Annotated in this window: 27 protein-coding genes; 14 read left to right on the top strand and 13 right to left on the bottom strand. The window is 73.1% G+C overall.

The features are described from left to right. Positions 1 to 36: 36 nt before the first annotated feature. Positions 37 to 1,182 carry an LLM class flavin-dependent oxidoreductase gene (locus tag ASG94_RS10485; RefSeq protein WP_056926172.1) on the bottom strand — a complete coding sequence of 382 codons (1,146 nt, stop codon included), beginning with the start codon at positions 1,180 to 1,182 and terminating at the stop codon, positions 37 to 39. Positions 1,183 to 1,280: 98 nt separating this feature from the next. Here ASG94_RS10485 and ASG94_RS10480 point away from each other — a divergent pair, with 98 nt between their 5' ends. Further along, positions 1,281 to 1,868: a 4'-phosphopantetheinyl transferase family protein gene (locus tag ASG94_RS10480; protein ID WP_056926171.1), complete on the top strand. Its 588-nt coding sequence runs from the start codon at positions 1,281 to 1,283 to the stop codon at positions 1,866 to 1,868. Here the strand turns inward: ASG94_RS10480 and ASG94_RS10475 are convergent. Continuing rightward, positions 1,795 to 3,075, bottom strand: coding sequence for a M1 family metallopeptidase (locus ASG94_RS10475; RefSeq protein WP_056926170.1), 1,281 nt, complete (start codon positions 3,073 to 3,075; stop codon positions 1,795 to 1,797). The two genes, ASG94_RS10480 and ASG94_RS10475, sit on opposite strands and share 74 nt — an antisense overlap. Next, complete coding sequence (locus tag ASG94_RS10470; protein WP_235537197.1) at positions 3,075 to 6,995, bottom strand: Pls/PosA family non-ribosomal peptide synthetase; 3,921 nt, start codon at positions 6,993 to 6,995, stop codon at positions 3,075 to 3,077. The genes ASG94_RS10475 and ASG94_RS10470 overlap by 1 nt, the downstream gene beginning before the upstream one ends. Before the next feature lie 125 nt (positions 6,996 to 7,120). Here ASG94_RS10470 and ASG94_RS10465 point away from each other — a divergent pair, with 125 nt between their 5' ends. The 7 genes from ASG94_RS10465 to ASG94_RS10440 all read left to right on the top strand — a co-directional run bounded on the left by ASG94_RS10465 (position 7,121) and on the right by ASG94_RS10440 (position 12,230). Next, a complete protein-coding gene (locus ASG94_RS10465) occupies positions 7,121 to 7,411 on the top strand; it encodes a metal-sensitive transcriptional regulator (RefSeq protein ID WP_056926168.1) in 291 nt (96 codons plus the stop codon). Positions 7,412 to 7,421: 10 nt separating this feature from the next. Next, on the top strand, positions 7,422 to 7,634 hold the full coding sequence (locus ASG94_RS10460; protein WP_056926167.1) for a heavy-metal-associated domain-containing protein: 213 nt from the start codon (positions 7,422 to 7,424) through the stop codon (positions 7,632 to 7,634). After that, positions 7,634 to 8,554: a hypothetical protein gene (locus tag ASG94_RS10455; protein ID WP_056926166.1), complete on the top strand. Its 921-nt coding sequence runs from the start codon at positions 7,634 to 7,636 to the stop codon at positions 8,552 to 8,554. Before ASG94_RS10460 ends, ASG94_RS10455 begins: the two co-directional genes overlap by 1 nt. After that, positions 8,544 to 10,769, top strand: coding sequence for a heavy metal translocating P-type ATPase (locus ASG94_RS10450; RefSeq protein ID WP_056926165.1), 2,226 nt, complete (start codon positions 8,544 to 8,546; stop codon positions 10,767 to 10,769). The genes ASG94_RS10455 and ASG94_RS10450 overlap by 11 nt, the downstream gene beginning before the upstream one ends. Further along, positions 10,769 to 11,251 carry a DUF4396 domain-containing protein gene (locus ASG94_RS10445; RefSeq protein WP_235537196.1) on the top strand — a complete coding sequence of 161 codons (483 nt, stop codon included), beginning with the start codon at positions 10,769 to 10,771 and terminating at the stop codon, positions 11,249 to 11,251. Before ASG94_RS10450 ends, ASG94_RS10445 begins: the two co-directional genes overlap by 1 nt. An 11-nt stretch (positions 11,252 to 11,262) precedes the next feature. Next, on the top strand, positions 11,263 to 11,391 hold the full coding sequence (locus ASG94_RS22545) for a hypothetical protein (protein WP_268788583.1): 129 nt from the start codon (positions 11,263 to 11,265) through the stop codon (positions 11,389 to 11,391). A 95-nt stretch (positions 11,392 to 11,486) separates the two neighbouring features. Beyond that, complete coding sequence (locus ASG94_RS10440; protein ID WP_056926164.1) at positions 11,487 to 12,230, top strand: EcsC family protein; 744 nt, start codon at positions 11,487 to 11,489, stop codon at positions 12,228 to 12,230. 12 nt (positions 12,231 to 12,242) lie between these two features. Here the strand turns inward: ASG94_RS10440 and ASG94_RS10435 are convergent, their stop codons facing one another. The 5 genes from ASG94_RS10435 to ASG94_RS10415 form a co-directional block, all read right to left on the bottom strand. Further along, positions 12,243 to 13,022, bottom strand: a complete 780-nt coding sequence (locus tag ASG94_RS10435) for a VTC domain-containing protein (RefSeq protein ID WP_056926163.1) — start codon at positions 13,020 to 13,022, stop codon at positions 12,243 to 12,245. A gap of 1 nt (position 13,023) precedes the next feature. Next, positions 13,024 to 13,626 carry a DUF4956 domain-containing protein gene (locus tag ASG94_RS10430; protein ID WP_056926162.1) on the bottom strand — a complete coding sequence of 201 codons (603 nt, stop codon included), beginning with the start codon at positions 13,624 to 13,626 and terminating at the stop codon, positions 13,024 to 13,026. Positions 13,627 to 13,913: 287 nt separating this feature from the next. Continuing rightward, a complete protein-coding gene (locus ASG94_RS10425) occupies positions 13,914 to 14,336 on the bottom strand; it encodes a hypothetical protein (RefSeq protein WP_056926161.1) in 423 nt (140 codons plus the stop codon). After that, positions 14,323 to 14,679 (bottom strand): hypothetical protein, encoded by a 357-nt coding sequence (locus tag ASG94_RS10420; protein WP_056926160.1) that lies wholly within the window; start codon positions 14,677 to 14,679, stop codon positions 14,323 to 14,325. Before ASG94_RS10420 ends, ASG94_RS10425 begins: the two co-directional genes overlap by 14 nt. Before the next feature lie 29 nt (positions 14,680 to 14,708). Next, positions 14,709 to 15,302, bottom strand: a complete 594-nt coding sequence (locus ASG94_RS10415; protein ID WP_056926159.1) for a maleylpyruvate isomerase family mycothiol-dependent enzyme — start codon at positions 15,300 to 15,302, stop codon at positions 14,709 to 14,711. 77 nt (positions 15,303 to 15,379) lie between these two features. Here ASG94_RS10415 and ASG94_RS10410 point away from each other — a divergent pair, with 77 nt between their 5' ends. Then, entirely contained in the window at positions 15,380 to 15,826 is a 447-nt protein-coding gene (locus ASG94_RS10410; protein WP_056926158.1) for a MarR family winged helix-turn-helix transcriptional regulator, read from the top strand. Positions 15,827 to 15,838: 12 nt separating this feature from the next. Here the strand turns inward: ASG94_RS10410 and ASG94_RS10405 are convergent, their stop codons facing one another. Both ASG94_RS10405 and ASG94_RS10400 read right to left on the bottom strand, forming a co-directional pair. Continuing rightward, complete coding sequence (locus ASG94_RS10405) at positions 15,839 to 16,798, bottom strand: TIGR03885 family FMN-dependent LLM class oxidoreductase (RefSeq protein WP_056926157.1); 960 nt, start codon at positions 16,796 to 16,798, stop codon at positions 15,839 to 15,841. 49 nt (positions 16,799 to 16,847) lie between these two features. Further along, positions 16,848 to 18,542 (bottom strand): alpha-amylase family protein, encoded by a 1,695-nt coding sequence (locus ASG94_RS10400; RefSeq protein WP_056926156.1) that lies wholly within the window; start codon positions 18,540 to 18,542, stop codon positions 16,848 to 16,850. 95 nt (positions 18,543 to 18,637) lie between these two features. On the opposite strand from ASG94_RS10400, the gene ASG94_RS10395 reads away from it, so the two are divergent. From ASG94_RS10395 to ASG94_RS10380, 4 genes are all read left to right on the top strand, one after another. Beyond that, positions 18,638 to 19,687 carry a DNA polymerase IV gene (locus ASG94_RS10395; protein WP_082624040.1) on the top strand — a complete coding sequence of 350 codons (1,050 nt, stop codon included), beginning with the start codon at positions 18,638 to 18,640 and terminating at the stop codon, positions 19,685 to 19,687. A gap of 95 nt (positions 19,688 to 19,782) precedes the next feature. Beyond that, positions 19,783 to 20,178 carry a YbaB/EbfC family nucleoid-associated protein gene (locus tag ASG94_RS10390; protein ID WP_056926155.1) on the top strand — a complete coding sequence of 132 codons (396 nt, stop codon included), beginning with the start codon at positions 19,783 to 19,785 and terminating at the stop codon, positions 20,176 to 20,178. Beyond that, on the top strand, positions 20,178 to 20,495 hold the full coding sequence (locus ASG94_RS10385) for a hypothetical protein (RefSeq protein WP_056926154.1): 318 nt from the start codon (positions 20,178 to 20,180) through the stop codon (positions 20,493 to 20,495). Before ASG94_RS10390 ends, ASG94_RS10385 begins: the two co-directional genes overlap by 1 nt. Then, entirely contained in the window at positions 20,495 to 21,268 is a 774-nt protein-coding gene (locus ASG94_RS10380; RefSeq protein ID WP_056926153.1) for a WXG100 family type VII secretion target, read from the top strand. The genes ASG94_RS10385 and ASG94_RS10380 overlap by 1 nt, the downstream gene beginning before the upstream one ends. Positions 21,269 to 21,299: 31 nt before the next feature. On the opposite strand, the gene ASG94_RS10375 is transcribed toward ASG94_RS10380, so the two are convergent. Beyond that, entirely contained in the window at positions 21,300 to 21,587 is a 288-nt protein-coding gene (locus ASG94_RS10375; protein ID WP_156411499.1) for a hypothetical protein, read from the bottom strand. A 50-nt stretch (positions 21,588 to 21,637) separates the two neighbouring features. Further along, positions 21,638 to 22,831 (bottom strand): RimK family alpha-L-glutamate ligase, encoded by a 1,194-nt coding sequence (locus ASG94_RS10370; RefSeq protein WP_056926151.1) that lies wholly within the window; start codon positions 22,829 to 22,831, stop codon positions 21,638 to 21,640. Positions 22,832 to 22,873: 42 nt separating this feature from the next. Between ASG94_RS10370 and ASG94_RS10365 the strand changes: the two genes are divergently transcribed. After that, positions 22,874 to 23,347 carry an ATP-dependent zinc protease family protein gene (locus tag ASG94_RS10365; protein WP_056926432.1) on the top strand — a complete coding sequence of 158 codons (474 nt, stop codon included), beginning with the start codon at positions 22,874 to 22,876 and terminating at the stop codon, positions 23,345 to 23,347. Between the two features lie 44 nt (positions 23,348 to 23,391). Here the strand turns inward: ASG94_RS10365 and ASG94_RS10360 are convergent, their stop codons facing one another. Beyond that, positions 23,392 to 24,030: an NAD(P)-dependent oxidoreductase gene (locus tag ASG94_RS10360; protein WP_056926431.1), complete on the bottom strand. Its 639-nt coding sequence runs from the start codon at positions 24,028 to 24,030 to the stop codon at positions 23,392 to 23,394. Positions 24,031 to 24,206 lie beyond the last annotated feature (176 nt).

Genomic DNA, 24,206 nt, shown 5'->3' with positions numbered 1-24,206 from the left:
GGGGGTGGTTTCGAGACGGGCGCCAGGGCGCCCTCCTCAACCAACGGAAGTCGCGGCGGCGGCCTCGAGCGTCGCGCGCGCGGGCTCGACGAGGTGGTGCGGGGCGTCGGGCCCGGCGGCGACGAGGGACGTGTGGGTGGGCGGGTCGCTCGGCACGTGGGCCGGGCGCCGACGGTCGAACTCGGCGCGCAGCACCGGCACGACCTCGCGGCCGAGGATCTCGAGCTGCTCGAGGACGACGTCGATCGGCAGGCCGGCGTGGTCGACGAGGAACAGCTGGCGCTGGTAGTCACCGGCGTAGTCGGCGAAGCCGAGGGTGCGCTCGATGACCTGCTCGGGGGTGCCGACGGTCAGCGGGGTCATCGAGGAGAAGTCCTCCAGCGACGGGCCGTGGCCGTAGACGGGGGCGTTGTCGAAGTAGGGCCGGAACTGGCGCTTGGCCTCGGCCTCCGTCGTACCCATGAACACCTGACCACCCAGCCCGACGATCGCCTGGTCGGCGCTGCCGTGGCCGTAGTGCTCGAACCGCTGGCGGTAGAGGCGCACCATCTGCTCGGTGTGCTCCTTGTTCCAGAAGATGTGGTTGTGGAAGAACCCGTCGCCGTAGTACGCCGCCTGCTCGGCGATCTCGGTGCTGCGGATCGACCCGTGCCACACGAACGGCGGCGTGCCGTCGAGCGGCGCCGGGGTGCTCGTGTAGCCCTGCAGCGGGGTGCGGAACTGGCCCTGCCAGTTGACGACCGGCTCGCGCCACAGGGTGCGCAGCAGGTGGTAGTTCTCGATGGCCAGCTTGATGCCGTCGCGGATGTCCTTGCCGAACCACGGGTAGACCGGGCCGGTGTTGCCGCGGCCCATCATCAGGTCGATGCGACCACCCGAGAGGTGCTGGAGCATCGCGTAGTCCTCGGCGACCTTGACCGGGTCGTTGGTCGTGATCAGCGTCGTGGACGTCGACAGCAGCAGCTTCTCGGTCTTGGCGGCGATGAAGCCCAGGTGGGTGGTGGGGCTGCTCGGCACGAACGGCGGGTTGTGGTGCTCACCGGTCGCGAAGACGTCGAGCCCGACCTCCTCGGCCTTGAGCGCGATGCGGGTCATCGACTCGATGCGCTCGGCCTCGCTCGGGGTGCGTCCCGTCGTGGGGTCCGTCGTCACGTCGCCGACGCTGAAGATGCCGAACTGCATGATGCCTCCGCTCGTCCTGCCAACCAGGGTTTTGGTTGAAGATTGTACTACCTGTAACGACCACACTCGTCCCCGTATTCCGCTGCCATGCTGGGGCGATGGAGCCGACAGCGGTCGACGTGCGCTGGCACCTCGGGCGTACCGCCGACGAGGCGCTGGCCGACCACGCGCGCACGGTCGCCGGGCCCGACCCGTCGGCGGCGGTCGCGGTCGGCCGCCTGTGCCCGCAGTGCGGCAGCGCCGCCCACGGCCGTCCGTGGGTCGAGGTGCGGGACGGGTACGCCGCCCGGCGGCTCGAGGTCTCGCTGGCCCGGTCGGGGCCCCACGTCGTCACCGCGGTGGCCGGGCACCCGGTGGGCGTCGACGTGGAGGGCGTGGCGGCCGTGGAGGGCGGGTGGGACCCCGCCCTGGTGCTCGCCCCCGGCGAGCGGGCCGACTCGCCGCTGGAGCGCGCACGCGCCTGGACCCGCAAGGAGGCCGTCCTCAAGGCCCGCGGCACCGGCCTGGCCACGCCGATGAGCACCCTGGTGCTGGCCGAGGTGGACTGGGAGGACCTGCCGGCCCCGGACGGGTACGTCGCGGCGCTCAGCACCGGCGCGGTCGCGACCCGGATCAGTCCGGCAGGTCGGGCAGCTCCGTCTGCCGCAGCCACGCGTCGAACAGCTCGCCCAGGTCCTCGCCGCTGACCGTCTCGGCGAGCCGCTGGAAGTCCTCGGTGGCCGCATTGCCGCCCCCGTGCTCCTCGACCCACTGCTCCAGGACGTCGAAGAAGTCGTGGTCGCCGATCGTCAGCCGCAGCGCGTGCAGGGTGAGAGCGCCGCGCTTGTAGACGCGGTCGTCGAACATCAGCTCCGGGCCCGGGTCGGCGAGCAGCAGGTCCTCGGGCTCGTCGGCCAGCCTGCCGTGGTGGTGGCGCGCGCGCTCGTCGCAGGACTCGCGCCCCGACTCCTCCGACCACAGCCACTCGGCGTAGCAGGCGAACCCCTCGTGCAGCCAGATGTCCTTCCACTCCCGCAGGGTCACCGCGTTGCCGAACCACTGGTGCGCGAGCTCGTGGGCGACCAGGCGCACGTCGTCCCACTCGTCGGAGGCGAAGTTGCGCCCGAAGGTCGACAGCGACTGCGACTCCAGCGGGATCTCCAGCGGGTCGTCGGTCACCACGACGGTGTAGCCGGCGAACGGGTAGACCCCGAAGCGGCTCTCGAAGAAACGCATCATCGCCGGCTGCTGGCCGAACGACGCGTCGTACCCCTCCCCGCCCAGGTCGGGCGGGCACACCATCGTGATGCCCTCGTCGAGGTCGCGGGCCTCGTAGCGGCCGATCTGGGCGGTCGCGAGGTACGGCGCCATCGGCTGGTCCATCTCGTAGGTCCACTCGACCGTCGAGCCCCGGCGGCGGGTGCCGGTGAGCCGACCGGACATCGCGACGTGGTACTCCGCGGGCGCGGAGAAGGTCGCGGCGAAGGTGGCCTTGGCAGTGGGCCGGTCGTTGCACGGGAACCAGGCCGGCGCCCCGTGGGGCTGCGCGGCGACGATGGCGCCGTCGGTGAGCTCCTCCCACCCGGCGTCGTCCTGGCCCTTGCTCTTGATCGTCCCCGGCGAGCCGGAGTAGGTGATGCGGAGCTCGAACTCCTGCCCCTCCTCCAGCGCCGCGGTCACCCTGATCCGCGAGCCGCGGTGGGAGAACCGGGTCGGCCGCCCGTCCAGCAGCACCTTGCCCACCCGCAGGCCGGCCAGGTCGACGGCCACCGAGGTGGTGTCCTCGGTGGCGGTGCAGGAGAGCACGGCGTCGCCGTCGAGGCGGTTGCCGACCAGCTTGTAGGAGAGCCCGAGCGCGTAGTGGCGCACGTCGTACGACGCGTCGCCGTGACCGGGGACGTAGGGGTCGGTCATCAGGGTGCCTCCCAAGGGCCGATCGGGTTGCCGATCCAGCAGGTACGGGGAGGCACACCCTCCCCTCGCATCACCAGCGAGACCGGGCCCACGGTGGCGTGCCGGCCGATCGTAGCCGCGGGGAGGATGACGCTGTTCGGCCCCAGGGTCGCTCCCGCCTCGAGCGTCACCCGGTCCATGCTCAGCACCCGGTCGTGGAACAGGTGGGTCTGGACGACGCAGCCCCGGTTGACGGTGGCGCCGTCCTCGAGGGTGACCAGGTCGGTCTCCGGCAGCCAGTAGGTGTCGCACCACACGCCGCGGCCGATGCGCGCGCCGAGCATCCGCAGCCACACGTTGAGGGCGTAGGTGCCCTGCACCGGGGCCGCGAACCACGGAGCCGCCAGCACCTCGGTGAAGGTGTCGGCCAGCTCGTTGCGCCAGACGAACGACGACCACAGCGGGTGCTCCCCGGTGCGGTGCCGCCCGACCAGCAGCAGCTTGGCGCCGACGGTGACGGCCGCGGCGAGGATGCCGGCGATCGCGAGCACCGGACCCGCCAGCAGCACGGCGACCACGGGCTGTCGGTCCAGCAGGGCCAGGAGGGTCACCCCGACGCCGACCTGCAGCAGCACGAGCAGCAGCATCGGGACCACCCGGCACGCCTCGACGAGGGCCCGGTAGACGTGCAGCCGGGTCGCGGGGGCGTAGGTGCGGCTGTCGTCGTCCCCGCCCGCCGTCCTGCGGAGCCGGGTCGGCGGGCTGCCGACGTACGACGCCCCGCGCTTGGCCCGGGACCGCTCGGGGGCGGCGGACAGGACCGCGACCAGCGACTCCTTGGGGACCTTGCGACCGGGCGCGAGCATCCCCGAGTTGCCCACGAACGCCCGCTTGCCGACCTTGACCTGGCCCACCCGGATCCAGCCGCCGCCGAGCTCGTAGCAGCCGATCAGGGTGTCGTCGGCGAGGAAGGCGTGGTCGCCCACGGTGGTGAACTTGGGGATCAGCAGCACCGTCGAGGCCTCGACGCCGGAGCCCACCCGGGCGCCGAGCATCCGCAGCCACAGCGGGGTCAGCGCGCTCGCGTAGAGCGGGAACAGCCACGTCCGGGCCTCGTCGAGGACCCGCAGCGTGCTCCAGATCCGGACGCCGGTGCCGGAGCGCACGGGGTGCGCGCCCGCCTCCATGCCGAGCGCCAGCAGGCGCACCATCGCCCACACCGAGAGGATCAGCACCGCGTAGCCCACCAGGGCGGCCACCGGCAGCCACGGCAGGCCCGCCCGCACGGCCTCCCCGAGCGAGTCGACCCCCCGGACCGCGGCGGCGAGCACGAGCCCACCGCAGACCACCGCGATCCCGGGCAGCGCCGCCACCAGGAACGCCATCACGCCGTAGAGCCCCAGCCACGCGGACTCGCGCGGCGCCGATGCCGTCTGCCACGGGCCGCGCGCCTCCGGGGCGCGCACCTCGGCGGGAGAGCCGGACCAGAACTCACCGGTCGGCACCTCGCCCTCGACCAGCGACCCGGGCGCCACCTCGGCGTCCTTGCCCACGACCGCCCCCGGGCTCAGGGTGCAACGGGCGCCGATGCGGGCGCGGGCGCCGATCCGGATCTCGCCCACTCGCAGGACGTCGCCGTCGATCCAGTGGCCGACGAGGTCGACCTCGGGCTCGACGGCCGCCCCCGGGCCGACCCGCAGCATCCCGGTGACCGGCGGGATGGTGTGCAGGTCCACGCCCTTGCCGATGTCGTTGCCCAGCAGCCGGGCGTACTGCGGGAACCAGGGCGCCCCGGCCAGCGAGGTCGCGGCCAGCTCGTCCTGGATCCGCTCGGCGAGCCAGATCCGGAGGTGGGTCTTGCCGCCCCGCGGGTGGTCCCCCGGCGTCACCGGTCGCAGCACGAGGCGCGCCAGCAGGCCGGCGAGGGTCATCCGCCCGGGCGGGACGAGGAAGAACCAGGTGGTCAGGATGAGGACCCAGACCGGGTACGACGGCAGCCAGGCGACGCCCAGCGCACGGTCGCCCACCGTGGAGGCCAGCGCCAGCCAGCTGAGCCAGCGCATCCCCGCCAGCGCGCGCAGGGGGACGAGCGCCGCGAGCTGGCCGCCCTGGCTCTTGGGCGGCAGCGGGCCGACCTCCCGGCTCCTCGCCCTCCCGGTGGCGGTCGAGGTGGAGGTGGCCGAGGCGGCGGTGCTGGTGAGGACGTCGGCGAGGGCGGCGACGGTCGGGTGCGCGTAGACGTCGCCGACCACGGTCTCGGGATACCGCTCGCGGACCCGGCTGACCACCTGCGCGGCGGTCAGCGAGCCGCCGCCGAAGGCGAAGAAGTCGTCGCCGGGCCCGGTGACCTCGGCGCCGAGCACGTCGGCCCAGATCCCCGCGATCCACGCCTGCGTCCCGTCGAGACCGGTCCCTGAGGAGGCGGTCGCCGCGGTCGCCGGGAGCGGCCACGGCAGCGCGTCCCGGTCGACCTTCCCCGACGTCCGCGTCGGCAGGGTGTCGAGCACGGCCAGGCGGGGCACCAGGGCCGCGGGCAGGCGGCGGCGGAGCAGCTCGAGTGCCGTCGCGGCGTCGTACGACGCGTCGACGGCGAGGTAGCCGACCAGCAGCCGGTTGCCGGACTTGGTCGAGCGGACCGCGGCGGCGGCGCCGTTGACGCCGGGCAGCCGGAGCAGCTGCTCGTCGATCTCACCGAGCTCGATGCGGCGACCCCCCACCTTGACCTGGTCGTCGGCGCGCCCGGCGAAGACCAGTCCGGCGGCGTCGTTGCGCACCACGTCGCCCGAGCGGTAGGCCCGGTCCCACCCGAGGGTGGGCATCGGGGCGTACTTCTCGGCGTCCTTGGCGGGATCGAGGTAGCGGGCGAGCCCGACACCGCCGATGATCAGCTCCCCCGACTCGCCCTCGGCGACCGGCTCACCCGTGGCGTCGACCACCGCGAGGTCCCAGCCGTCGAGCGGCAGCCCGATCCGCACGGGGTCCGAGCCGTCGAGCAGGGCGCCGCAGGCGACCACGGTCGCCTCGGTGGGTCCGTAGGTGTTCCAGACCTCGCGGCCCTCGCGCTGCAGCCGGGCCGAGAGCTCGGGCGGGCACGCCTCGCCCCCCATGATCAGCAGCCGCACCCGGTCCAGGGAGCTCGCGGGCCACAGGGCCACCAGCGTCGGCACCGTGGACACCACGGTGACGTCGTTGGCCACCAGCCACGGCCCGACGTCGACCCCGCTGCGGACCAGCGACCGCGGCGCCGGCACCAGGCACGCGCCGTACGCCCAGGCCAGCCACATCTCCTCGCAGCTCGCGTCGAACGCCACGCTCAGGCCCGCCATCACGCGATCGCCCGGCCCGATCGGGCGCTCCCGGAGGAACAGCCGCGCCTCGGCGTCGACGAACGCCGCGGCGCTGCGGTGGGAGACGGCCACGCCCTTGGGGGTGCCGGTGGAGCCGGAGGTGAAGATGACCCAGGCGTCGTCCTCGGGCGTGGGGGGCTCGGGGATCCCGACCTCGCCGGTGACCGCGTCACCGGCGGTGGGGTCGCGCACGGCGGGGTCGCCGCGGCGCGCGATGACCAGGTCGTTGCCGACCACCGCCGCCGCGCCGGACTCGGCGAAGACGACCCGCGCCCGCTCGTCGGGGTCGTCGGCGTCGACGGGCACGTAGGCGGCGCCGGCGCACAGGATGCCGAGGATGGCCACGTAGAGGTCGGTGGTCCCGGACTTGATGCGGACCCCGACGGTGTCCCCGCGGCGTACGCCGAGGGCCGCCAGCTCGCCGGCGACGTTGTCGGCGGCCTCGACCAGGTCGGTGTAGGTGAGCACCGCGACCCCGCTGTCGACCGCAGGCGCCTCGGGGAAGCGCTGCGCGGTGCCGCGCAGGATGTCGACCAGCGTGCGTGGCGCCGGCGCACGGTCGCCCGCGAGCAGGGCGGGCAGGGGCGACGTCACCCGTCGAGTGTGCTGCATCCGGGCGACCGGTGGGTGTCCGAAGAGCGACCGGAAGAGGCGCGGTCCGCGGAGTACCCACAATTGACCCTTGTGAACCCATACCCCCTAGGGGTATATTCGGTCGTATGGAGCACAGCTACGTCGCACACGGCACCAAGGACAAGCACCTGCAGCGCCTCAAGCGCATCGAGGGTCAGGTGCGCGGTCTGCACCGGATGGTCGACGAGGAGCAGTACTGCATCGACATCCTCACCCAGGTCTCCGCGGTCACCCGCGCCCTCCAGTCGCTGTCCCTGGCCCTGCTCGACGAGCACATGGAGCACTGCGTCGTCGAGGCCGTCCGGCAGGGCGGCGACGAGCAGGAGGCCAAGCTCAAGGAAGCCAGCGCGGCCATCGCGCGGCTCGTGAAGTCCTGAGGAGGACACCATGACCAGCCAGACCAGCCAGACCTTCACCGTCACCGGCATGACCTGCGGCCACTGCGTCGCCAGCGTCACCGAGGAGATCAGCGAGCTCCCCGGCGTCGAGTCCGTGGACGTCGTCCTCGACTCGGGTGCCGTCACCGTCACCAGCAGCCAGCCCCTCGAGCAGCAGGCCGTCCGCGCCGCCGTCGAGGAAGCCGGCTACCAGCTGGCGTGATGAGCACCCCGATGCGCGTGGCGCTGTTCGTCACGGCCCTGACCCTCGTCTTCGGCACGGCGTGGGGTGCCGGCCGCGCGGTCGAGGACCGCGTGGGACCCGTCACCACCGCCACGGACGACCACGCCGGCGACACCGACGCCCACGACACCGACGCCGACGCGGGTCACGAGGTGGACACCGCCGGCCACGTCCCCGGCGGCCTCCAGGTGAGCGACTCGGGCTACACCCTGGTGCTGCCCGCGAGCGGGCTGGAGCCGGGCCGCAGCACCCTGCGCTTCGTGGTCACCGGACCCGACGGCGAGCCGGTGACGGCGTACGACGAGGAGCACGAGAAGGACCTGCACCTCATCGCCGTACGCCGCGACCTCTCCGGCTACCAGCACGTCCACCCGACGATGGCCGCCGACGGCACCTGGACCACCGACGTCGACCTCACCCCCGGCAGCTGGCGCGTCTTCGCGGACTTCACGCCCACCGGCGGCCCGACCCTGACCCTGGGCACCGACCTCGACGTCGCCGGGCGGTTCACGCCGGCCCCGCACCCGGGCAGCCGGGTGAGCGACACCGTCGACGGCTACACCGTGGACCTCGAGGGCGACCTCGACGCGGGAGCCGTCACCGTGCGCGTGAGCCGGGACGGGGAGCCCGTCACCGACCTCGAGCCCTACCTCGGCGCCTACGGACACCTGGTCGCGCTGCGCGAGGGCGACCTGGCCTACCTCCACGTGCACCCGGAGGCCGGCGACGCCGGACCCGACGTGCCGTTCGCCGTGGAGGTGCCCAGCGCCGGCGGCTACCGGTTGTTCTTCGACTTCAAGCACGACGGGGTGGTCCGCACCGCGGAGCTCGCCGTGCGCAGTCACGGGACCGACACCCACGCAGACACCGACGAGGAGGGGATGGGCGATGACCACTGACGTGGAGCTCGCCATCAGCGGCATGACCTGCGCGTCGTGCGCCAACCGCATCGAGCGCAAGCTCAACAAGCTCGACGGGGTCACCGCCACGGTCAACTACTCGACCGAGAAGGCCAAGGTCACCTACCCGACGACCGTCACCACCGACGACCTGCTGCGCACCGTCGAGCAGGCCGGGTACGCCGCAGCGCTGCCCGCGCCCGTCGGCACCGCACCCCTCGAGGACGACGTGCCCGAGCGGGACCCCCTGCGCGACCGGCTGCTCATCAGCGCCGTGCTGAGCGTGCCCGTCGTGGCGCTGGCGATGGTGCCGGCGTGGCAGTTCGACTACTGGCAGTGGCTCTCGCTCACCCTCGCGGCGCCCGTCGTCGTGTGGGGAGCCTGGCCGTTCCACCGGGCCGCGTGGACCAACCTGCGCCACGGCGCGACCACGATGGACACGCTCGTCTCCGTCGGCGTGCTCGCCGCGTTCGGCTGGTCGCTCTACGCGCTCTTCCTCGGCACGGCCGGGATGACGGGCATGACCCACCCGTTCGAGCTCACCGTCGGTCGCACCGACGGCGCCGGCAACATCTACCTCGAGGCCGCCGCCGGGGTGACGACGTTCATCCTCGCCGGGCGGTGGCTCGAGTCGCGGGCCAAGCGGCGTTCGGGGGCCGCCCTGCGGGCCCTGATGGAGCTCGGCGCCAAGGACGTCGCGGTCCTGCGTGACGACGCTTCCGGCGGGCGGACCGAGACCCGCATCCCCATCGAGCAGCTCGCCGTCGGTGACGACTTCGTCGTACGCCCGGGCGAGGCCGTCGCGACCGACGGCGAGGTCCTCGAGGGCAGCTCCGCGGTCGACCGCAGCATGCTCACCGGCGAGTCCGTGCCCGTCGAGGTCGGCCCCGGCGACGCCGTCGTCGGCGCGACCGTCAACGCCGGCGGCCGGCTGGTCGTGCGGGCGACGAGGGTCGGCTCGGACACCCAGCTGGCCCAGATGGCGCGCCTGGTCGAGGACGCCCAGAACGGCAAGGCCCAGGTGCAGCGCCTCGCGGACCGCATCTCGGGGGTCTTCGTCCCGGTCGTCATCGCCCTGGCCGTGGCGACCCTGGGCTTCTGGCTCGGGTCGGGCGCCGGCGCCTCGGCCGCGTTCACCGCCGCCGTCTCGGTGCTGATCATCGCCTGCCCCTGCGCCCTCGGGCTGGCCACGCCGACCGCCCTCATGGTCGGCACCGGCCGCGGCGCCCAGCTCGGCATCCTCATCAAGGGCCCGGAGGTCCTCGAGTCCACCCGCCGCGTCGACACCGTCGTGCTCGACAAGACCGGCACCGTCACCACCGGCGCCATGACCGTGCACGGGGTCGTGGCCGCGGACGGCGAGGACCCCGACGAGGTGCTCCGCCTGGCGGGCGCCCTCGAGCAGGCCTCCGAGCACCCCATCGCCCGCGCCGTGGCCACCGCCGCCGGCGACCTGCTGCCGGTCGAGGGCTTCACCAACCGGGCCGGCCTGGGCGTCGAGGGCGTCGTCGAGGGCCACGCCGTGGTCGTCGGCCGCCCCAGCCTGCTGGCCGACTGGAGCCAGCACCTGTCCCCCGAGCTCGAGCGCGCGGTCCAGGACGCCCAGGCGTCCGGTCGTACGCCGGTCGCGGTCGGCTGGGACGGCCGGGCCCGCGGCGTCGTCGTCGTCGGCGACACGGTCAAGGAGACCTCGGCGGAGGCCGTGACGATGCTGCGCGACCTCGGCCTCACGCCGTACCTCCTCACCGGCGACAACCAGGCGGCCGCCCGCTCGGTCGCCGACGCGGTCGGCATCGAGCACGTCGTCGCCGACGTGCTGCCGGCCGACAAGGTGGACGTGGTCACGCGCCTCCAGCAGGAGGGTCGGGTCGTGGCCATGGTCGGCGACGGCGTCAACGACGCGGCCGCGCTCGCCCAGGCCGACCTCGGCCTGGCCATGGGCACCGGGACGGACGTGGCCATCGAGGCCAGCGACCTCACGCTGGTGCGCGGCGACCTGCGCGTGGCGGCCGACGCGATCCGCCTCTCGCGGCGCACGCTGGGCACGATCAAGGGCAACCTGTTCTGGGCGTTCGCCTACAACATCGCGGCGATCCCCCTCGCCGCGGCGGGCCTGCTCAACCCGATGCTCGCCGGGGCGGCGATGGCCTTCTCCAGCGTCTTCGTGGTGACCAACAGCCTGCGGCTGCGCGGCTTCCGGTCGGCGGTGCGGTGATGTTCGGTCCGTGGAAGGACGACCGCAACGCGATGGCCGCGAGCGCGACCCTGCACTGCCTGACCGGGTGTGCGATCGGCGAGATCCTGGGGCTGATGATCGGCACCGCGGCCGGGCTGGCGACGGGGGTCACCGTGGCCCTGTCGGTGGGGCTGGCCTTCGTCTTCGGCTACCTGCTGTCGACCCTGCCGCTGGTGCAGGGGGGCATCGCCTTCGGCTCCGCCCTCAAGGTCGTGCTGGCCGCCGACACCCTGTCGATCCTCACCATGGAGGTCGTCGACAACGGCGTGATGCTGCTGGTCCCCGGCGCGATGGAGGCCGGGCTCGTCGACCCGGTCTTCTGGCTGTCGATGATGCTCGCCCTCGCCGCCGCCTTCGTCGTCGCGTTCCCGGTCAACCGGGCGCTCATCGACCGCGGCCGGGGCCACGCCCTGACCCACGACATGCACGCGGGCCACGAGGCCCCGCAGGCCCACCACTGAGGGGAGCCACCATGCAGACCTCCACCCTGGCCGCCGCCGTCGCCGGCTTCCTGCTCGGCGGGCTGACCGTGTCGGTCGCCGCCACCCTGGAGGACGAGCCGGCCCCCGCACCGGCGCCGATGGAGCAGCAGCACCCCTGACCCTCGGCCGACGCTGTCCCTGAGGGTGAGTCCGGACCACGGTGCCGCGTGACAGGATCGGCGCCGGACCAACCGTGAGTCACCAAGGAGCAACGATGGGCCTGTTCGACCTCTTCACCCCGCGGCGCGAGCAGGTCGAGGAGACCCGTTCGGCCCTCGAGGCCGCCCAGGACCCCGCCGCGGACCAGAGCCCCATCCACCGCGTGATCGACATGCTGCTGGACATCGGCCTCGACGGGCGCGGACCGATCCGGTCGGCCTCCCAGGTCGCCGACAAGGCGCTGCGCCAGGAGGGCTCCCCCGACAAGGCCGTCCGGGCCGTCGCCCGGGCGGGCACCCGGGGCGGCGCCATCGGCGGCTTCGTCACCGGCGTGGGCGGCTTCGTCACCCTGCCGGTCGCCCTGCCGGCCAACGTGCTGGAGTTCTACGTCCAGGCCACCCGCATGGTCGGTGCCATCGCCCGGCTGCGCGGCTACGACCTCGCAGACGAGCGCATCCGGTCCGCCGTGCTGCTCACCCTGGTCGGCTCGCGGGCCGACGACGTGCTCAAGAAGGCCGGCATGAGCACCGGCGGCGGCCGGCTGGCCACGCTGGCCACCCGCGGGATGCCGCCGGCGGCCATGATGATCGTCAACAAGGCCGTCGGCTTCAACCTGATGCGCAGCGTCGGCATCCGCACGGTGGGCCGCTTCGGTCGCGGCGTCCCGGTGATCGGGGGCTTCATCGGCGGCGGCCTCGACGCCTGGATGATGAAGCGGATCGCCGACCACGCCATGACGGAGTTCCCACCGATCGGCGAGCTCGCCGCCGACGGCACGGACCCCGACTCCGCCGCCTGACCCGGATCGGGCTCAGGCGGCGTCCCCCGTCGTCAGCGTCAGCCCGGGCCCGAGGTGCCGGGCGGTGACCCGGTGCCAGCGGTTGCCGGGCAGCTCGGGGGTGAGCAGGGCCAGGCCGGTGCCGTACTTGGAGATCCGGACCGGCCGGTGCCCCAGCGACCACAGCCGCCGGTCGAGCGGGCCTGCGGCACCGGGCGGCGACTTCGTCTCGACCACCAGCACGGGTCCCACCCGGGCCCGGCCCGACGCGGTGGTCCAGGTCAGCCCGGCGTCGACCGTGCCCCGGCCGGCCCCCTCCGGGAGCAGCAGCGTCGTGCGCCGGTAGCCCGTGTGCAGCGTGGGGACCAGCTCGCGGGGGTCGACCCCGACTGCCCCGGCCGCGGTCAGCCGGTCGGCGACCCAGCCGACCGCGTCGGGCCCGACCTCGCCGCGACGCGAGGCGTCGTACGGGAGCCGGTCCTTGACGGTGACGCCGCGGGAGCCGCGGGACTTGACCTCCAGCCAGCACTCGCCGGTGTCGGCGTAGACCCTGGTCCGCACCTTCCAGCGGCGTCGGCGGGGGTGGGCCGACGCGGCCCAGCTGGCCAGGTCGGTGGTGTCGAGGTACGTCGAGTCGTAGCGGGCGCTGCGGCGGCCGTCGATCTCAAGGACCCGCAGGCCGGGTACGCCGGTCACCGTGGCGGCGAGGTCGTCGAGCGGGACGAGGTACTTGCGGTCCGTGCGGACCAGGAGCGCGGCGGCGGCGTTGAGGTCGTCGAGCCCCACGGCCGGCAGCGCGGTGAGCGCCTCCACGTCAGTGCGCCGCGAGGACGTCGGCGTGGTCGCGCGCGGCGGTCACCGGGGCCGGCCGGGGCGAGGGGACGTAGCGCACGTCCACCGTGGTGGAGTCGTTGACCAGGTCGACGCGGAGGGCGACCGCGCGGTGGACCCGGGCGTCGAGCACGAGCTCGAGCCGCTCCACGAGAGCGGCCTCGTCGGTGATCGCGGAGTCCAGCACCACCACCTGCTGGCGCGCGCCGCGCTGCAGCACCCGGCTGTCGGCCACGGCGACGACGGCCACCAGCATCACCATCAGCGCGACGGCCAGGCGCGGGTCGCCCGCCCCCAGGCCGCCGAGCAGCCCGAGGGCCAGCGAGGCGAAGTAGTAGTAGGCGATCTCGTGCTGCCCCAGCTCGGCCGAGCGCAGCCGGATGATGGACAGGACCCCGAAGAGGCCGAGCCCGAGGCCGACCGTCGCGGCACTGTTGGCCAGCGCGACGGTCACGGCCAGGACCCCCACGTTGACGGCGACGAACGCCGTGACGAGGTCCCCGCGGCGGTGCCGGGGGAAGTAGACGGCCAGGGCCAGGACGAGGACGGCGACGATGTCGGCCAGGGCGAGCAGGTAGCTGGGCATGCGGGAGTTCCTCCGGTTCGACGTGCGTGTCACCGCAGGCTCGTGGCCGGACCTGTCGCGGACCTGCCGCCCGCCTGTGCCCTCGCTGTGAGACCCCGGGGTCGCCGGGGTCGCCGGGTGCCGCGCCGGCGCCCGGCCAGGGTGGCGGCAGATCGCAAGTCTGGAGCCTCCGGCGGCGCGATGTGCCGCCACTCTGGGGCCGCGCCCCGCGATGTGCCGCCACCCTGGGACAGCGCCCCGCACTGTGCCGCCACTGTGGGAAGCGGCCCGGGGTAGACCGGTGGGGATCAGTCGCGGGGTCGGGTGCGCAGCAGCCAGGCGATGCCGAGGAACGGCAGCACCAGCGGCAGGTAGCCGTAGCCCTGCCCGTACGCCGACCACACGGTCGCGTCCGGGAACAGCTCCGGGTCCAGCACGGTCAGCGTCCCGACGGTGAGGACGCCGACGAGCTCGAAGCCGACGGCCGCCCACGCCATGGTGCGCGGTCGCGGACCGACCTCGGCGAGCCCGAGGGTCGCCAGCACGTAGACCACCGCCGCCACCGCCGAGAGCGCGTAGGCCAGCGGCGCGTCGGAGGCCTTGGTCAGCAGCTGGACGGCGCTGCGGGCGGTCGCGGCGAGCGCGAAGACGGCGTACGTCGCGACGAGGGCGCGTCCGAGCCCGGTCGAGGTGGAGCGCCGGGACGCCACGGCCGGGTCAGGCCGCGGCATGGATCTGCTCCAGGCGGACGACCAGGAAGGCGACGGTGAGCAGCGCGACGATCAGTACCGCGGTCGCGCCGCGGCTGCGCTCCCCCAGGGACCAGAGCAGCCCGAGCGGCAGCACGACCAGGGCGGCGAGGAGGTAGCCCACGAAGGTGATGCCGGGGTCGCCGCTGCCGCCGACCAGCTGGGCGATCCCGACGACCGCCTGCACGACGAGGCCGATCTCGAGGAGGCCGATCAGGGCGATGAGCACCCGGTCGGGGCTGCGGTCGAGGGCGACGTAGCCACCCGTGACGAGCGCGAGGACGAGCGCGGCCACGATGAGGACCGTCTGGAGCGGATCGATCACGGGCCCAGTCTGTCAGGGGGCCGGGGGGCTCAGACGGTCGCGTCGGCCATCGGCCGGCCGGTGCACAGCATCAGCAGCTCGGTCATCGGCGCGCGCAGCTCGCGCCCGGTGCCGCGGGTCCAGGCGGTGTCGGTGGCGACCATGCGGAGCTCGGAGAAGAGGCGCCGGGTGCCGAAGAGGTACGCGAGGGTGCGGACCCGGTCGGCCGCCACCGCGGCCGCCTCGGGCGGCGCCTCCACGGTGCGCCCGAGCGGACGCACGATGTCCTGGGTGTGGACGATCGCGTCGATGAGCGGCTCGACGTGGGTGACGGTGAGCGGTCCCTTGGGCACCTCGGCCCACTCGTCGTACTGCGCCAGGATGTCGGCCACGGGGACGCTTCCACGGCGCCGGCCGTCGCGCAGGATCATGCCGTTGTAGCCGCGCCACATCCCGCCCATGACCTTGACGGTGTTGACCAGGCCCAGCTGCGGGCCGGAGATGACGTGGGCGGCGACGTCGCGCACCCGCCACCCGGCGCACAGCGAGGGCTGCTCCCACTCCTCGGCGGTGAGGTCCCGGAGCACCTCGCGCAGCGCGAGCCGCTGGTCGACGGTGTGCTGCCAGACCTCGTCGCGCTCCATGACGACCCCTCCCAGACCGTCAGACTCCCTGACCGATTAATGGTCAGATAGACTGACGACATTGTCAAGGAGGATCCATGGCCGACCCGCACCCCGCGGTGCTCATGTTCGTGGCGCAGCGGCACGTCGAGAAGCAGGTCCTCGAGCACCTGTGGGAGCGCGGGTACGACGACCTCACGCTCGCCCAGGGCCGGATCGCGGCGCGCCTCGGCGAGCACGGCTCCCGGCTCACCGAGCTGGCCGAGGCCGCCCAGGTCACCAAGCAGTCCGCGGGCTACCTCGTCGACCAGCTGGAGCGGGCCGGCTACGTCGAGCGCCGCCCGGACCCGACCGACGCCCGGGCCCGGCTCGTCTGCCTCAGCGACCGGGGTCGCGCGGTGCAGCAGGAGGCGCGCACCGTCGAGCGTCGCATCGCCCGCGAGTGGTCGCGCCACCTCGGGGCGGAGCGCTACCGCGAGCTGGGCGCCATGCTGGCGGAGCTGCGGGAGATCACCGACCCGTGGTGGGGCGGGCCGTCCTCCTGACCTCGTGGGCGATCAGCCGCGGAGGGCGGGCAGCACCTCGGCGGCGAAGGCATCGATGAACGGCGCCTGCTCCTGTCCGACGAAGTGGAGGTAGAGGTCGTCGAAGCCCAGCTCGGCGTACTCCGCCAGCCACTCCCGGTGCCGACCCAGGTCGGCGGAGACCCGGACGGCCTGCCGGACCGCGTCGATGCCGACGTGCTCGCCCATCAGGTCGAAGGCGGCGGGGAGCTCGGTGTCCCAGTTGACGGGCTCGCTGAAGACGTTGGTGCGCCACTGGTCGTGCGCGATGGCCTCGGCCTGCTCCTCGCTCGGGGCCCACGACAGGTGGACCTGGAGGGCGGCACGGCCCCGACCCCCGGCGTCCCGATAGGCAGCCAGCAGGTCCCTGAGGACCTCGACCGGCTGGTTGAGCGTCACGATCCCGTCCGCCCACGCGGCGACCCGCGCGGCCGAGGCGACCGACACGGCCGGCCCGACGAGCAAGGGCCGCTCCTCGGGGACCTCCCACAGGCGGGCCCGGTCGACGGTGACCAGCCCGTGGTGGGTGACCTCCTCGCCGTCGAGCATCCGGCCGATGACGTCCACGCACTCCTCGAGCCGGCGCGTGCGGCGCTCCTTGTCGGGCCACCGGTCACCGGTGACGTGCTCGTTCGACGCCTCGCCGCTGCCCAGGGCCACCCAGAACCGGCCCGGGAACATCTGGGCCAGGGTGGCGATCCGTTGCGCGTGCACCGCCGGGTGGTAGCGCTGGCCCGGCGCCGACACGCAGCCGAACGCGAGGTCCGTGGTGGCGAGCGCCGCACCCAGCCAGGACCAGGCGTAGCCCGCGTGTCCGTGCCGCGTGCTCCAAGGGGCGAAGTGGTCCGAGCACATGGCCATCTCGAAGCCGGCCCGCCCGGCCTGCTGGACGTCGACGAGGAGCTGGCGGGGCGAGATCTGCTCGTGGGAGGCATGGAAGCCGATGCGGGTCACGCTGTCTCCTTCGGTGGTCGACGTCGGTGGTCGACGTCAGTGGTCGACGTCAGTGGTCGATGCGACGGTCGCCCTCGGGGACGATCCGCCACCAGGCGTAGCCGTACGCCGGCAGCGTCGTCGAGACGCGTCCGCGCGGTCCCGCCTCGATGCGGGGAGCCGGACCGGTGGTGAGGAGGTCGACGAGACCGGTGCCGCGCGCCACCCCGGGCAGCTCGACGGTGATCTCCACCGGCTCGTCGGCGAAGTTGTGGAACGCGACCAGCGCCCACTCGTCCTTGCGGCACAGGTGCGCGAGCACCCGGTGGTCCGGGTGGTCGAGCACCTCCACCTGGGACCAGCCGATCTCCGGCGACTGCCGGTAGCGGGAGATGAGCCGCTGGATGAAGGACCACAGCGACTCCGGGTCGCCGCGCTGCTGGCCGACGTTGACCTGGTCGGGCCCGAAGGGCCCCTGCGTGACGGGTCGCACCAGCGCGCGCCGACGTGCGGTCGAGAAGCCGGCGTTGTCGTCGGGCTGCCACTGCATCGGAGTGCGGACGGCCAGCCTCCCCGGCACGTCGAGGTTCTCCCCCATGCCGATCTCCTCGCCGTAGAAGAGCACCGGGGTGCCCGGCAGCGAGAACATCAGCGAGTAGGCCATCCGGATTCGGCGCGCGTCCCCGCCCAGCATGGGGGGCAGGCGCCGACGCAGCCCCCGGTCGAAGAGCTGCATCTCCGGCTCCGGGCCGAAGGCGTCGAAGACCTCCTGGCGCTCGGCCTTGCTGAGCTTGTCGAGGGTGAGCTCGTCGTGGTTGCGCAGGAAGTTGGCCCACTGGCTGCCGACGTCGATCGGCGGACGCTCGCGCAACGCCGTGACCAGCGGCCGAACGTCGCCGCGGGCCAGTGAGAGGTAGGTCGCCTGCATCCCGATGAAGTCGAACTGCATGGACAGCTCGTCGGCGTCGCCGCTGCCGAAGAACTCGGCCATCTCCGGGTAGGGCAGGTTGACCTCGCCGAGGAACATCGCCGTCCCGTTGCGCCGCCCGGCGTAGGCCTTGAGGTTGCGCAGGTACTCGTGTGGGTCGAAGTGCGGGAACCTCCGCTCGCGCTTGGGCAGCTGGTCCTCGGCGAAGAGGAAGGGGACGGCGTCGATGCGGAAGCCGTCGACGCCGAGCTGGAGCCAGAAGCCCATCGTGCGCATCACCTCGTCGCGCACCGCCGGGTTGGCCAGGTTGAGGTCGGGCTGGGTCCGGTAGAAGTTGTGGAGGTACCACTGGCCCGACGCCGTGTCCTTCTCCCAGATGGCGTCCTCCTTGTCCGGGAAGACCACCTGCTTGCTGGTGTCGGGCGGGGTCGAGGAGCGCCAGACGTACCAGTCCCGGTACGTCGAGTCCTCGCTGCGGACCGCGTCCTTCCACCACGGGTGCCGGTCCGAGGTGTGGTTCATGACGAAGTCGACGACGACCCGGATGCCCCGCGAGTGGCAGGTCTGCACCAGCTCGACGAAGTCGCCGGCGCTCCCGAGCCTGCGGTCGACGCCGTAGAAGTCGGTGATGTCGTAGCCGTCGTCACGATCGGCCGTCGGGTAGAAGGGCATCAACCACAGGCAGGTCACCCCGAGGTCCGCGAGGTAGTCGACGCGGTGGATCATCCCGCGCAGGTCGCCTTGCCCGTCGCCGTCGAGGTCGAGGAAGGTCTGGACGTCCGCGCAGTACAGGACGGCGTTCTTCCACCACAGGTCTGCGGTGTCGGTGAGGTTCACCCGGGTCTCCTCGCGTCGCGGGCCATGGCCGTGCCCGTGGGGCACCACATCACCAAAGGAGCCTGCGACGCACAAGGGGCGCGCATCATGGGTCCGTGACCGCGACCGCACCACGCTGGGTGCTGCACGTCGACATGGACCAGTTCCTGGTCGCCGTCGAGCTGCTGCGCCGGCCCGAGCTGGTGGGCCTGCCGGTGATCGTCGGCGGGCGCGGCGACCCGACCGAGCGCGCGGTGGTGTCCACCGCGTCGTACGAGGCCCGCGAGCACGGGGTGCGGTCGGGCATGCCGCTGCGCGTCGCGGCGCGCCGGTCCCCCGGGGCGGTGCTGCTGCCGGTCGACCGGCCGGTCTACGAGGCCGCGTCGGCACGCGTCATGCAGACGCTCCGCGACCTCCCGGGTGCCGTGGTCGAGGTGCTCGGCTGGGACGAGGCCTTCGTCGGCGTTCACACCGACGACCCGGAGGCGACCGCCCGGGAAGTCCAGGGGGCCGTCCTCGCCGCCACCGACCTGTGGTGCTCGGTCGGCATCGGCGACACCCTGGTCCGGGCCAAGACCGCGACCGACTTCGGCAAGCCCCGAGGCACCTTCCGCCTCACCCGCGACACCTGGCTCGAGGTGATGGGCGAGCGACCGACGACCGCGCTGTGGGGCGTCGGCCCCCGGATCTCCGCACGGCTGGCCGGCCTCGGCATCCACACCGTCGCCGAGCTGGCGCGCGCCCCGGAGGACGTGCTGGTCGCCGAGCTGGGCCCGGCCGGCGGCGGTCACGTCGGTCGGCTCGGTCGCGGCGGAGGGCGCGCCTGGCCGGACGACACCCCCTGGGTGGCCCGCGCGCACGGCCACGAGACGACGTACCAGCGCGACCTCGACCCGGCCGAGGTCCCGGACGCGCTCCGGGCGCTCGCCGAGCAGGTGGTCCTCGACCTGCGCCGCGAGGAGCGCGCGGCGATGCGGGTCCACCTCAAGGTGCGGGTGAAGCCCTTCTTCACCTTCACCAAGGTGCGCAAGCTGGCCGTCCCGACGTACGACGCCGACGTCCTCTCGCGCACCGCCCATGAGCTCTACCTCGCCCTCGACGACGACCGGCCGGTGCGCCTGCTCGGCATCCGCGGCGAGATGGAGCCGCCCGCCGGCGGCTACTGACTCGGACGTTTGAAGTCCCCTCCTGCGAGGAACCGTCCCTCCGCGAGCGCCACCGAGGGCTCCGACCGACAGCCCAAGGGGGAAAGGACCTCACCATGACCGAGTCTTCCGACCAGTGGGTCGAGCAGCTGCGCGGCGAGAGCATCCGGCAGCTCGAGGCGATCCAGCAGATGCAGGACGAGCTGGCCCAGGTGTACGGCGAGGCCGAGGCCGCCCGCGGCCTGGTCAGTGTCCGCGTGACGCCCGCCGGCATGCCGACCCGGCTGCACCTCGACGCGGAGGCGACGCGACTGCCGCCCGACGAGCTGGCGGACCACATCATGGCGGCCATCGGCGACGCCACCGTCCAGGCCTCGCAGCGGATGCAGGCGGTCGTGGGCCAGGTCGTCCCGGCCGACGAGCTCGACGCGATGATGCGCGGGACGGTCTCCGAGGCCGACCGGACCAGCGTCCGCGAGCAGCTCGACGCCCTCCGTGCGGAGGTGCGGTGATGTCCGAGCTCTACGTCGAGTACGCCGTCATGGACGGCGCCACCGAGCACCAGCACTCCGTCAAGGACATGGTCCAGGACGTCGAGCAGACCCGGGCCGGGGCGACCATCCCGGCCGGTGCGCTCGGCAAGATCCTGCCGTCGGAGGAGATCGAGTCGGGCTTCCAGGACGCCACCGACGAGACCCGCGAGATCCTCGCCGACGCGGTCGCCTCCTGCGCGGCCCTGGCCGACGGGGTGGAGCTGGTCAAGAAGCTGTTCATCGCCACCGACGAGAACGTCGCGGAGCGGTTCACCGCCATGCTGGGAAGTGCCTGATGAGCGACAACGCGTCCAAGACCGAGGAGTGGATGTCGGGATTCCTCGACGCGATCTACTCCATCATGAAGCCGCTGCTCAACCCGCTGGTCGACAAGTGGGACTCCGTCACCGGCGACGCCCAGGCCGTCTACGACACCTCGGGAAAGTGGAAGGGGATGGCCGAGAGCATGCGCGCCATCTCTCAGTACGAGGTCGACGCCGCCGACCTGACGAGCGACGGGTGGCGGGGCCTCTCGGGCGAGTCCTACCGCGCGGCGGTCGCCGAGCTCGCCGACTACATGGACCAGATCGCCGGCCAGATGGACGGGGTGAGCGGGTTCCTCGACCAGGCGGCCGAGGAGGTCCACAACGCCGAGCAGCTGTGCCAGCAGCTGGTCTACGAGCTCGTCGAGTGGGCCGCGATCAGCCTGGCGGTGAGCGCGGCCGGCGCCGTCTTCACCTTCGGCGCCTCGGCAGCGGCCGGGGCCGCGGCGGCGGCCGCCAAGGCGGGGGTCACCGGGGCCAAGATCGCCAACCTGCTCCGCAAGGTCGCGGCCGCCCTCAAGAAGGTCGCCGCCGCCATCAAGGCCTACAAGGCGTGGCTCAAGACCCTCAGCTTCAAGCAGAAGTTCCTCTTCAAGGCCGCCGTCGAGAAGCCCATCGTGCGGGCCATCACCCAGCTCGACGGCGACTACAAGGGACCGCTCTACGGCCTGGGCAACATCAAGTACAACTACGGCAACGACGCGCCGTCGTTCCCGGGAGCACCCACGGTGCCCTCCACGGGCTGACGCGCGGCCCCAACGATCAGGGGCGGCCGGGTCAGGGACGGTCCCGGTCGCCTCGCCCGCGCAGCCTGCCCACCAGCGACCACGCGACCGACAGCACCATCCAGGCGAAGACCAGCGCGGCGCCGACGATGGCACCCACCACCGCTCCCGCACCGCCGTCGACGAGGTAGCCGATCACGCCCGCCGGCACCATGACGGCGAGGAACACCGCGGCGTACCGCGCCTCGTCGGCCAGGTCGCCGAGCGCGCTGCGTCCCCAGAAGCCCATGTCCTCGCGGAGTCCCGGCTCCCCTGACTCCCGTCCCGATCCGTCGGTCATGGGCCGACCCTAGCGGGCCCGGACGGGGTGCCGGTCCACGTGTGCAGCGCTCACTCCTGCTCGTGGATGGGGTGCTTGGGGAGCTTCTTGACCTTCTGCCGGCGCTTGCGGCGCTCGGGGATCATCGAGCGCATTTCCTCGAGTCGCCCGAAGCACAGCAACCGGTCCTCGGGCTCGAGCACGTGGCTGGCCCGCGGGTTGGGGATCACCGACGTGCCGCGGTGCAGGGTCAGCACCGAGATGTCCTTCTCGGCCAGGCCCGACTCGCCGAGGGGCTTGCCGACGAGGTCGGCGTCACCGTGGACGAGCAGCTCCGCGACGCCGTACCCGGTCGAGACGCTGAGCCGCTGGCGCACGTCGATCTGCGGGAACGCGACCTGGTTGTCGATGTAGTCGATGATCGCGCCGGCGACGTCGAGCTTGGTCGCGGTCTCGATGCCCTCGAGGCCGGGAGAGGAGTTGACCTCCATCACCTGGGGGCCGTCGTTGCTCTCGAGCATGTCGACGCCGGCGACCTTGAGGCCCATGATCTGCGCGGAGCGGACGGCCGCCTCCTCGAAGGCCGGGTCGAGGTCGACCGGCTCGACGGACCCGCCGCGGTGGACGTTGGAGCGGAACTCGTCGCCCTGCGCGACGCGCCGCATCGCCGCGACCACGCGGTCGCCGACCACGAGGGCCCGGATGTCGCGGCCCTTGCTCTCCTTGACGAAGCGCTGGATGAGGACGTTCTGCTTGGTGCTCTGCAGCGTCTCGATGATCGCCTCGGCGACCTTGATGTCGGGGGCCAGGATCACGCCGATGCCCTGGGTGCCCTCGAGCAGCTTGATGACGACCGGGGCGCCACCCACGCGCTCGATCGCGGGGATCACGTCGGCGCGGTCGCGCACGAACGTCGTCGCCGGCATCCCGATGCCGTGCTTGGACAGGATCTGGGTCGCGCGCAGCTTGTCGCGCGAGTTGGAGATGCCGTACGCCGTGTTGGGCGTGTAGACGTCCATCTGCTCGAACTGGCGCACCACCGCGGTGCCGAAGTAGGTGATCGAGTTGCCGATGCGCGGCAGCACCGCGTCGTAGTCGGACAGCTGCCGGCCGCGGAACTGGAGGTCCGGCTCCTTGCCCGACAGGTCGATGCCGAAGCGCAGGGTGTTGAGGACCTTGACCTCGTGCCCGCGGTCGAGGGCGGCCGTGCGCAGGCGCTGGGTGCTGTACGCCCGTGGGGCGCGGGACAGGATCGCGAGCTTCACTCTTCCACCTGAATGGGATGGGGGCCTGATTGGATGGGGGGCGTGGCCGACACCCATCCAACCACCGTCGCCGGCTGGCGCGAGTGGGTCACCCTCCCCGACGCGGGGGTGGAGTGGATCAAGGCGAAGCTCGACACCGGGGCGCGCTCCTCGTCCGTGCACGCCTTCGACGTCTCGGAGTTCTCCCGCGACGGCGAGCCGTGGGTGCGGTTCTCCCTGCGGCCGTGGCAGCGCTCGGAGGAGGACACCGTCCGGCACGAGTGCCCGGTGCACGACCGGAGGCTGGTCCGCAGCTCGTCGGGGCACTCCGAGGAGCGGTACGTCGTGCTGATGGCGCTGCGCCTGCTCGACCGGACCGTCACCGCGGAGGTCACGCTCAGCAGCCGCGACGAGATGGGCTTCCGGATGCTGGTCGGGCGGGAGGCGCTGCGCCAAGGGTTCCTCGTCGACTCCGGCCGCTCCTACCTCGGCGGCCGGCCGAGGCGCGCCGTACGCCGCCGCAACCGGGGCGTGTAGTCGCCCCACCGGCGACGCCCCCCGACGACGCCCCCCGACGACGCTCAGCCGACGACGCCGATGTGCGCCCTGTGGTGGGCCGGGGTCTCGATCTCGTCGACGATGGCGGCCGCGAAGTCCTCGCCGGAGACCCTGGACCCTCCCTCGTCGTCGAACAGCGCGACCTCACCGCCGACCCGGTAGGAGTCGGTCCGCTCGCCCGGGACCCACGCGCCGTACTCGCCGGCCGGGCTGACGAAGACCCAGTCCAGGTCCGCCGGTGCACGGTCGACCAGCATCACCCGGGTGGCCTCGCCCTCGAGCGCCTCGTCGAGGTACTCGGCGGGGATCTCGCCCTCGACGAAACGTGGGGCCTCGGGCGCGGGGCGGAGCGAGCTGAAGCCTCCGACCTGGACGTAGCGCGCGCCCGCCGCGGCGGCCTGACGGGCGAGGTCGGCGTACACCTCGACGAGGCGACCGGCCATGTCGCCGCGCGGTGACAGGGCCGCGACCACCGCGTCCGCGCCGGGGACGACGCGGGCCGCGACCTCCTCGGCCGGTCCGGTCTCGTAGCGGACGCCGGGCACGGGGTCCCGGGGCGCGGAGCGGCTGACCGCCACGACCTCGAAACCGCGGGCGAGGGCCTCGCGGACGACGTTCGCGCCGGTGTAGCCGGTGCCTCCGAAGACGACGACTGTGGTCATGGGGGACTCCTCGATGATCGGGACGACGGTCACCTGCGACAACACCGTGGAGGCGCCACGTCATCCCCGGACCACGTCATCCCCGCAGCGCCGCGCACCGGGCCGTCGGGGCCGTGACGGCCGTCGACGCCTCACAGGGACCTCACAAGGTCAGGCCACGTCCCGGACAGGTCCGC

The organism is Nocardioides sp. Soil805 (assembly GCF_001429625.1).
In the GTDB taxonomy this organism is placed as follows: domain Bacteria; phylum Actinomycetota; class Actinomycetes; order Propionibacteriales; family Nocardioidaceae; genus Nocardioides.
The sequence above is the reverse complement of the archived record's forward strand: the minus strand, read 5'-3'. Positions and strand labels throughout refer to the sequence as shown.

Excerpts from the sequence above, each read along its gene's own strand:
- ASG94_RS10460 (WP_056926167.1), top strand. The coding sequence starts at position 7,422 with ATGACCAGCCAGACCAGCCAGACCTTCACCGTCACCGGCATGACCTGC.
- ASG94_RS10380 (WP_056926153.1), top strand. The coding sequence starts at position 20,495 with ATGAGCGACAACGCGTCCAAGACCGAGGAGTGGATGTCGGGATTCCTC.
- ASG94_RS10415 (WP_056926159.1), bottom strand. The coding sequence starts at position 15,302 with ATGGAGCGCGACGAGGTCTGGCAGCACACCGTCGACCAGCGGCTCGCG.
- ASG94_RS10440 (WP_056926164.1), top strand. The coding sequence starts at position 11,487 with ATGGGCCTGTTCGACCTCTTCACCCCGCGGCGCGAGCAGGTCGAGGAG.
- ASG94_RS10360 (WP_056926431.1), bottom strand. The coding sequence starts at position 24,030 with ATGACCACAGTCGTCGTCTTCGGAGGCACCGGCTACACCGGCGCGAAC.
- ASG94_RS10385 (WP_056926154.1), top strand. The coding sequence starts at position 20,178 with ATGTCCGAGCTCTACGTCGAGTACGCCGTCATGGACGGCGCCACCGAG.
- ASG94_RS10410 (WP_056926158.1), top strand. The coding sequence starts at position 15,380 with ATGGCCGACCCGCACCCCGCGGTGCTCATGTTCGTGGCGCAGCGGCAC.
- ASG94_RS10465 (WP_056926168.1), top strand. The coding sequence starts at position 7,121 with ATGGAGCACAGCTACGTCGCACACGGCACCAAGGACAAGCACCTGCAG.
- ASG94_RS10455 (WP_056926166.1), top strand. The coding sequence starts at position 7,634 with ATGAGCACCCCGATGCGCGTGGCGCTGTTCGTCACGGCCCTGACCCTC.
- ASG94_RS10375 (WP_156411499.1), bottom strand. The coding sequence starts at position 21,587 with ATGACCGACGGATCGGGACGGGAGTCAGGGGAGCCGGGACTCCGCGAG.
- ASG94_RS10445 (WP_235537196.1), top strand. The coding sequence starts at position 10,769 with ATGTTCGGTCCGTGGAAGGACGACCGCAACGCGATGGCCGCGAGCGCG.
- ASG94_RS22545 (WP_268788583.1), top strand. The coding sequence starts at position 11,263 with ATGCAGACCTCCACCCTGGCCGCCGCCGTCGCCGGCTTCCTGCTCGGC.
- ASG94_RS10485 (WP_056926172.1), bottom strand. The coding sequence starts at position 1,182 with ATGCAGTTCGGCATCTTCAGCGTCGGCGACGTGACGACGGACCCCACG.
- ASG94_RS10425 (WP_056926161.1), bottom strand. The coding sequence starts at position 14,336 with ATGCCGCGGCCTGACCCGGCCGTGGCGTCCCGGCGCTCCACCTCGACC.
- ASG94_RS10480 (WP_056926171.1), top strand. The coding sequence starts at position 1,281 with ATGGAGCCGACAGCGGTCGACGTGCGCTGGCACCTCGGGCGTACCGCC.
- ASG94_RS10390 (WP_056926155.1), top strand. The coding sequence starts at position 19,783 with ATGACCGAGTCTTCCGACCAGTGGGTCGAGCAGCTGCGCGGCGAGAGC.
- ASG94_RS10430 (WP_056926162.1), bottom strand. The coding sequence starts at position 13,626 with ATGCCCAGCTACCTGCTCGCCCTGGCCGACATCGTCGCCGTCCTCGTC.
- ASG94_RS10475 (WP_056926170.1), bottom strand. The coding sequence starts at position 3,075 with ATGACCGACCCCTACGTCCCCGGTCACGGCGACGCGTCGTACGACGTG.
- ASG94_RS10450 (WP_056926165.1), top strand. The coding sequence starts at position 8,544 with ATGACCACTGACGTGGAGCTCGCCATCAGCGGCATGACCTGCGCGTCG.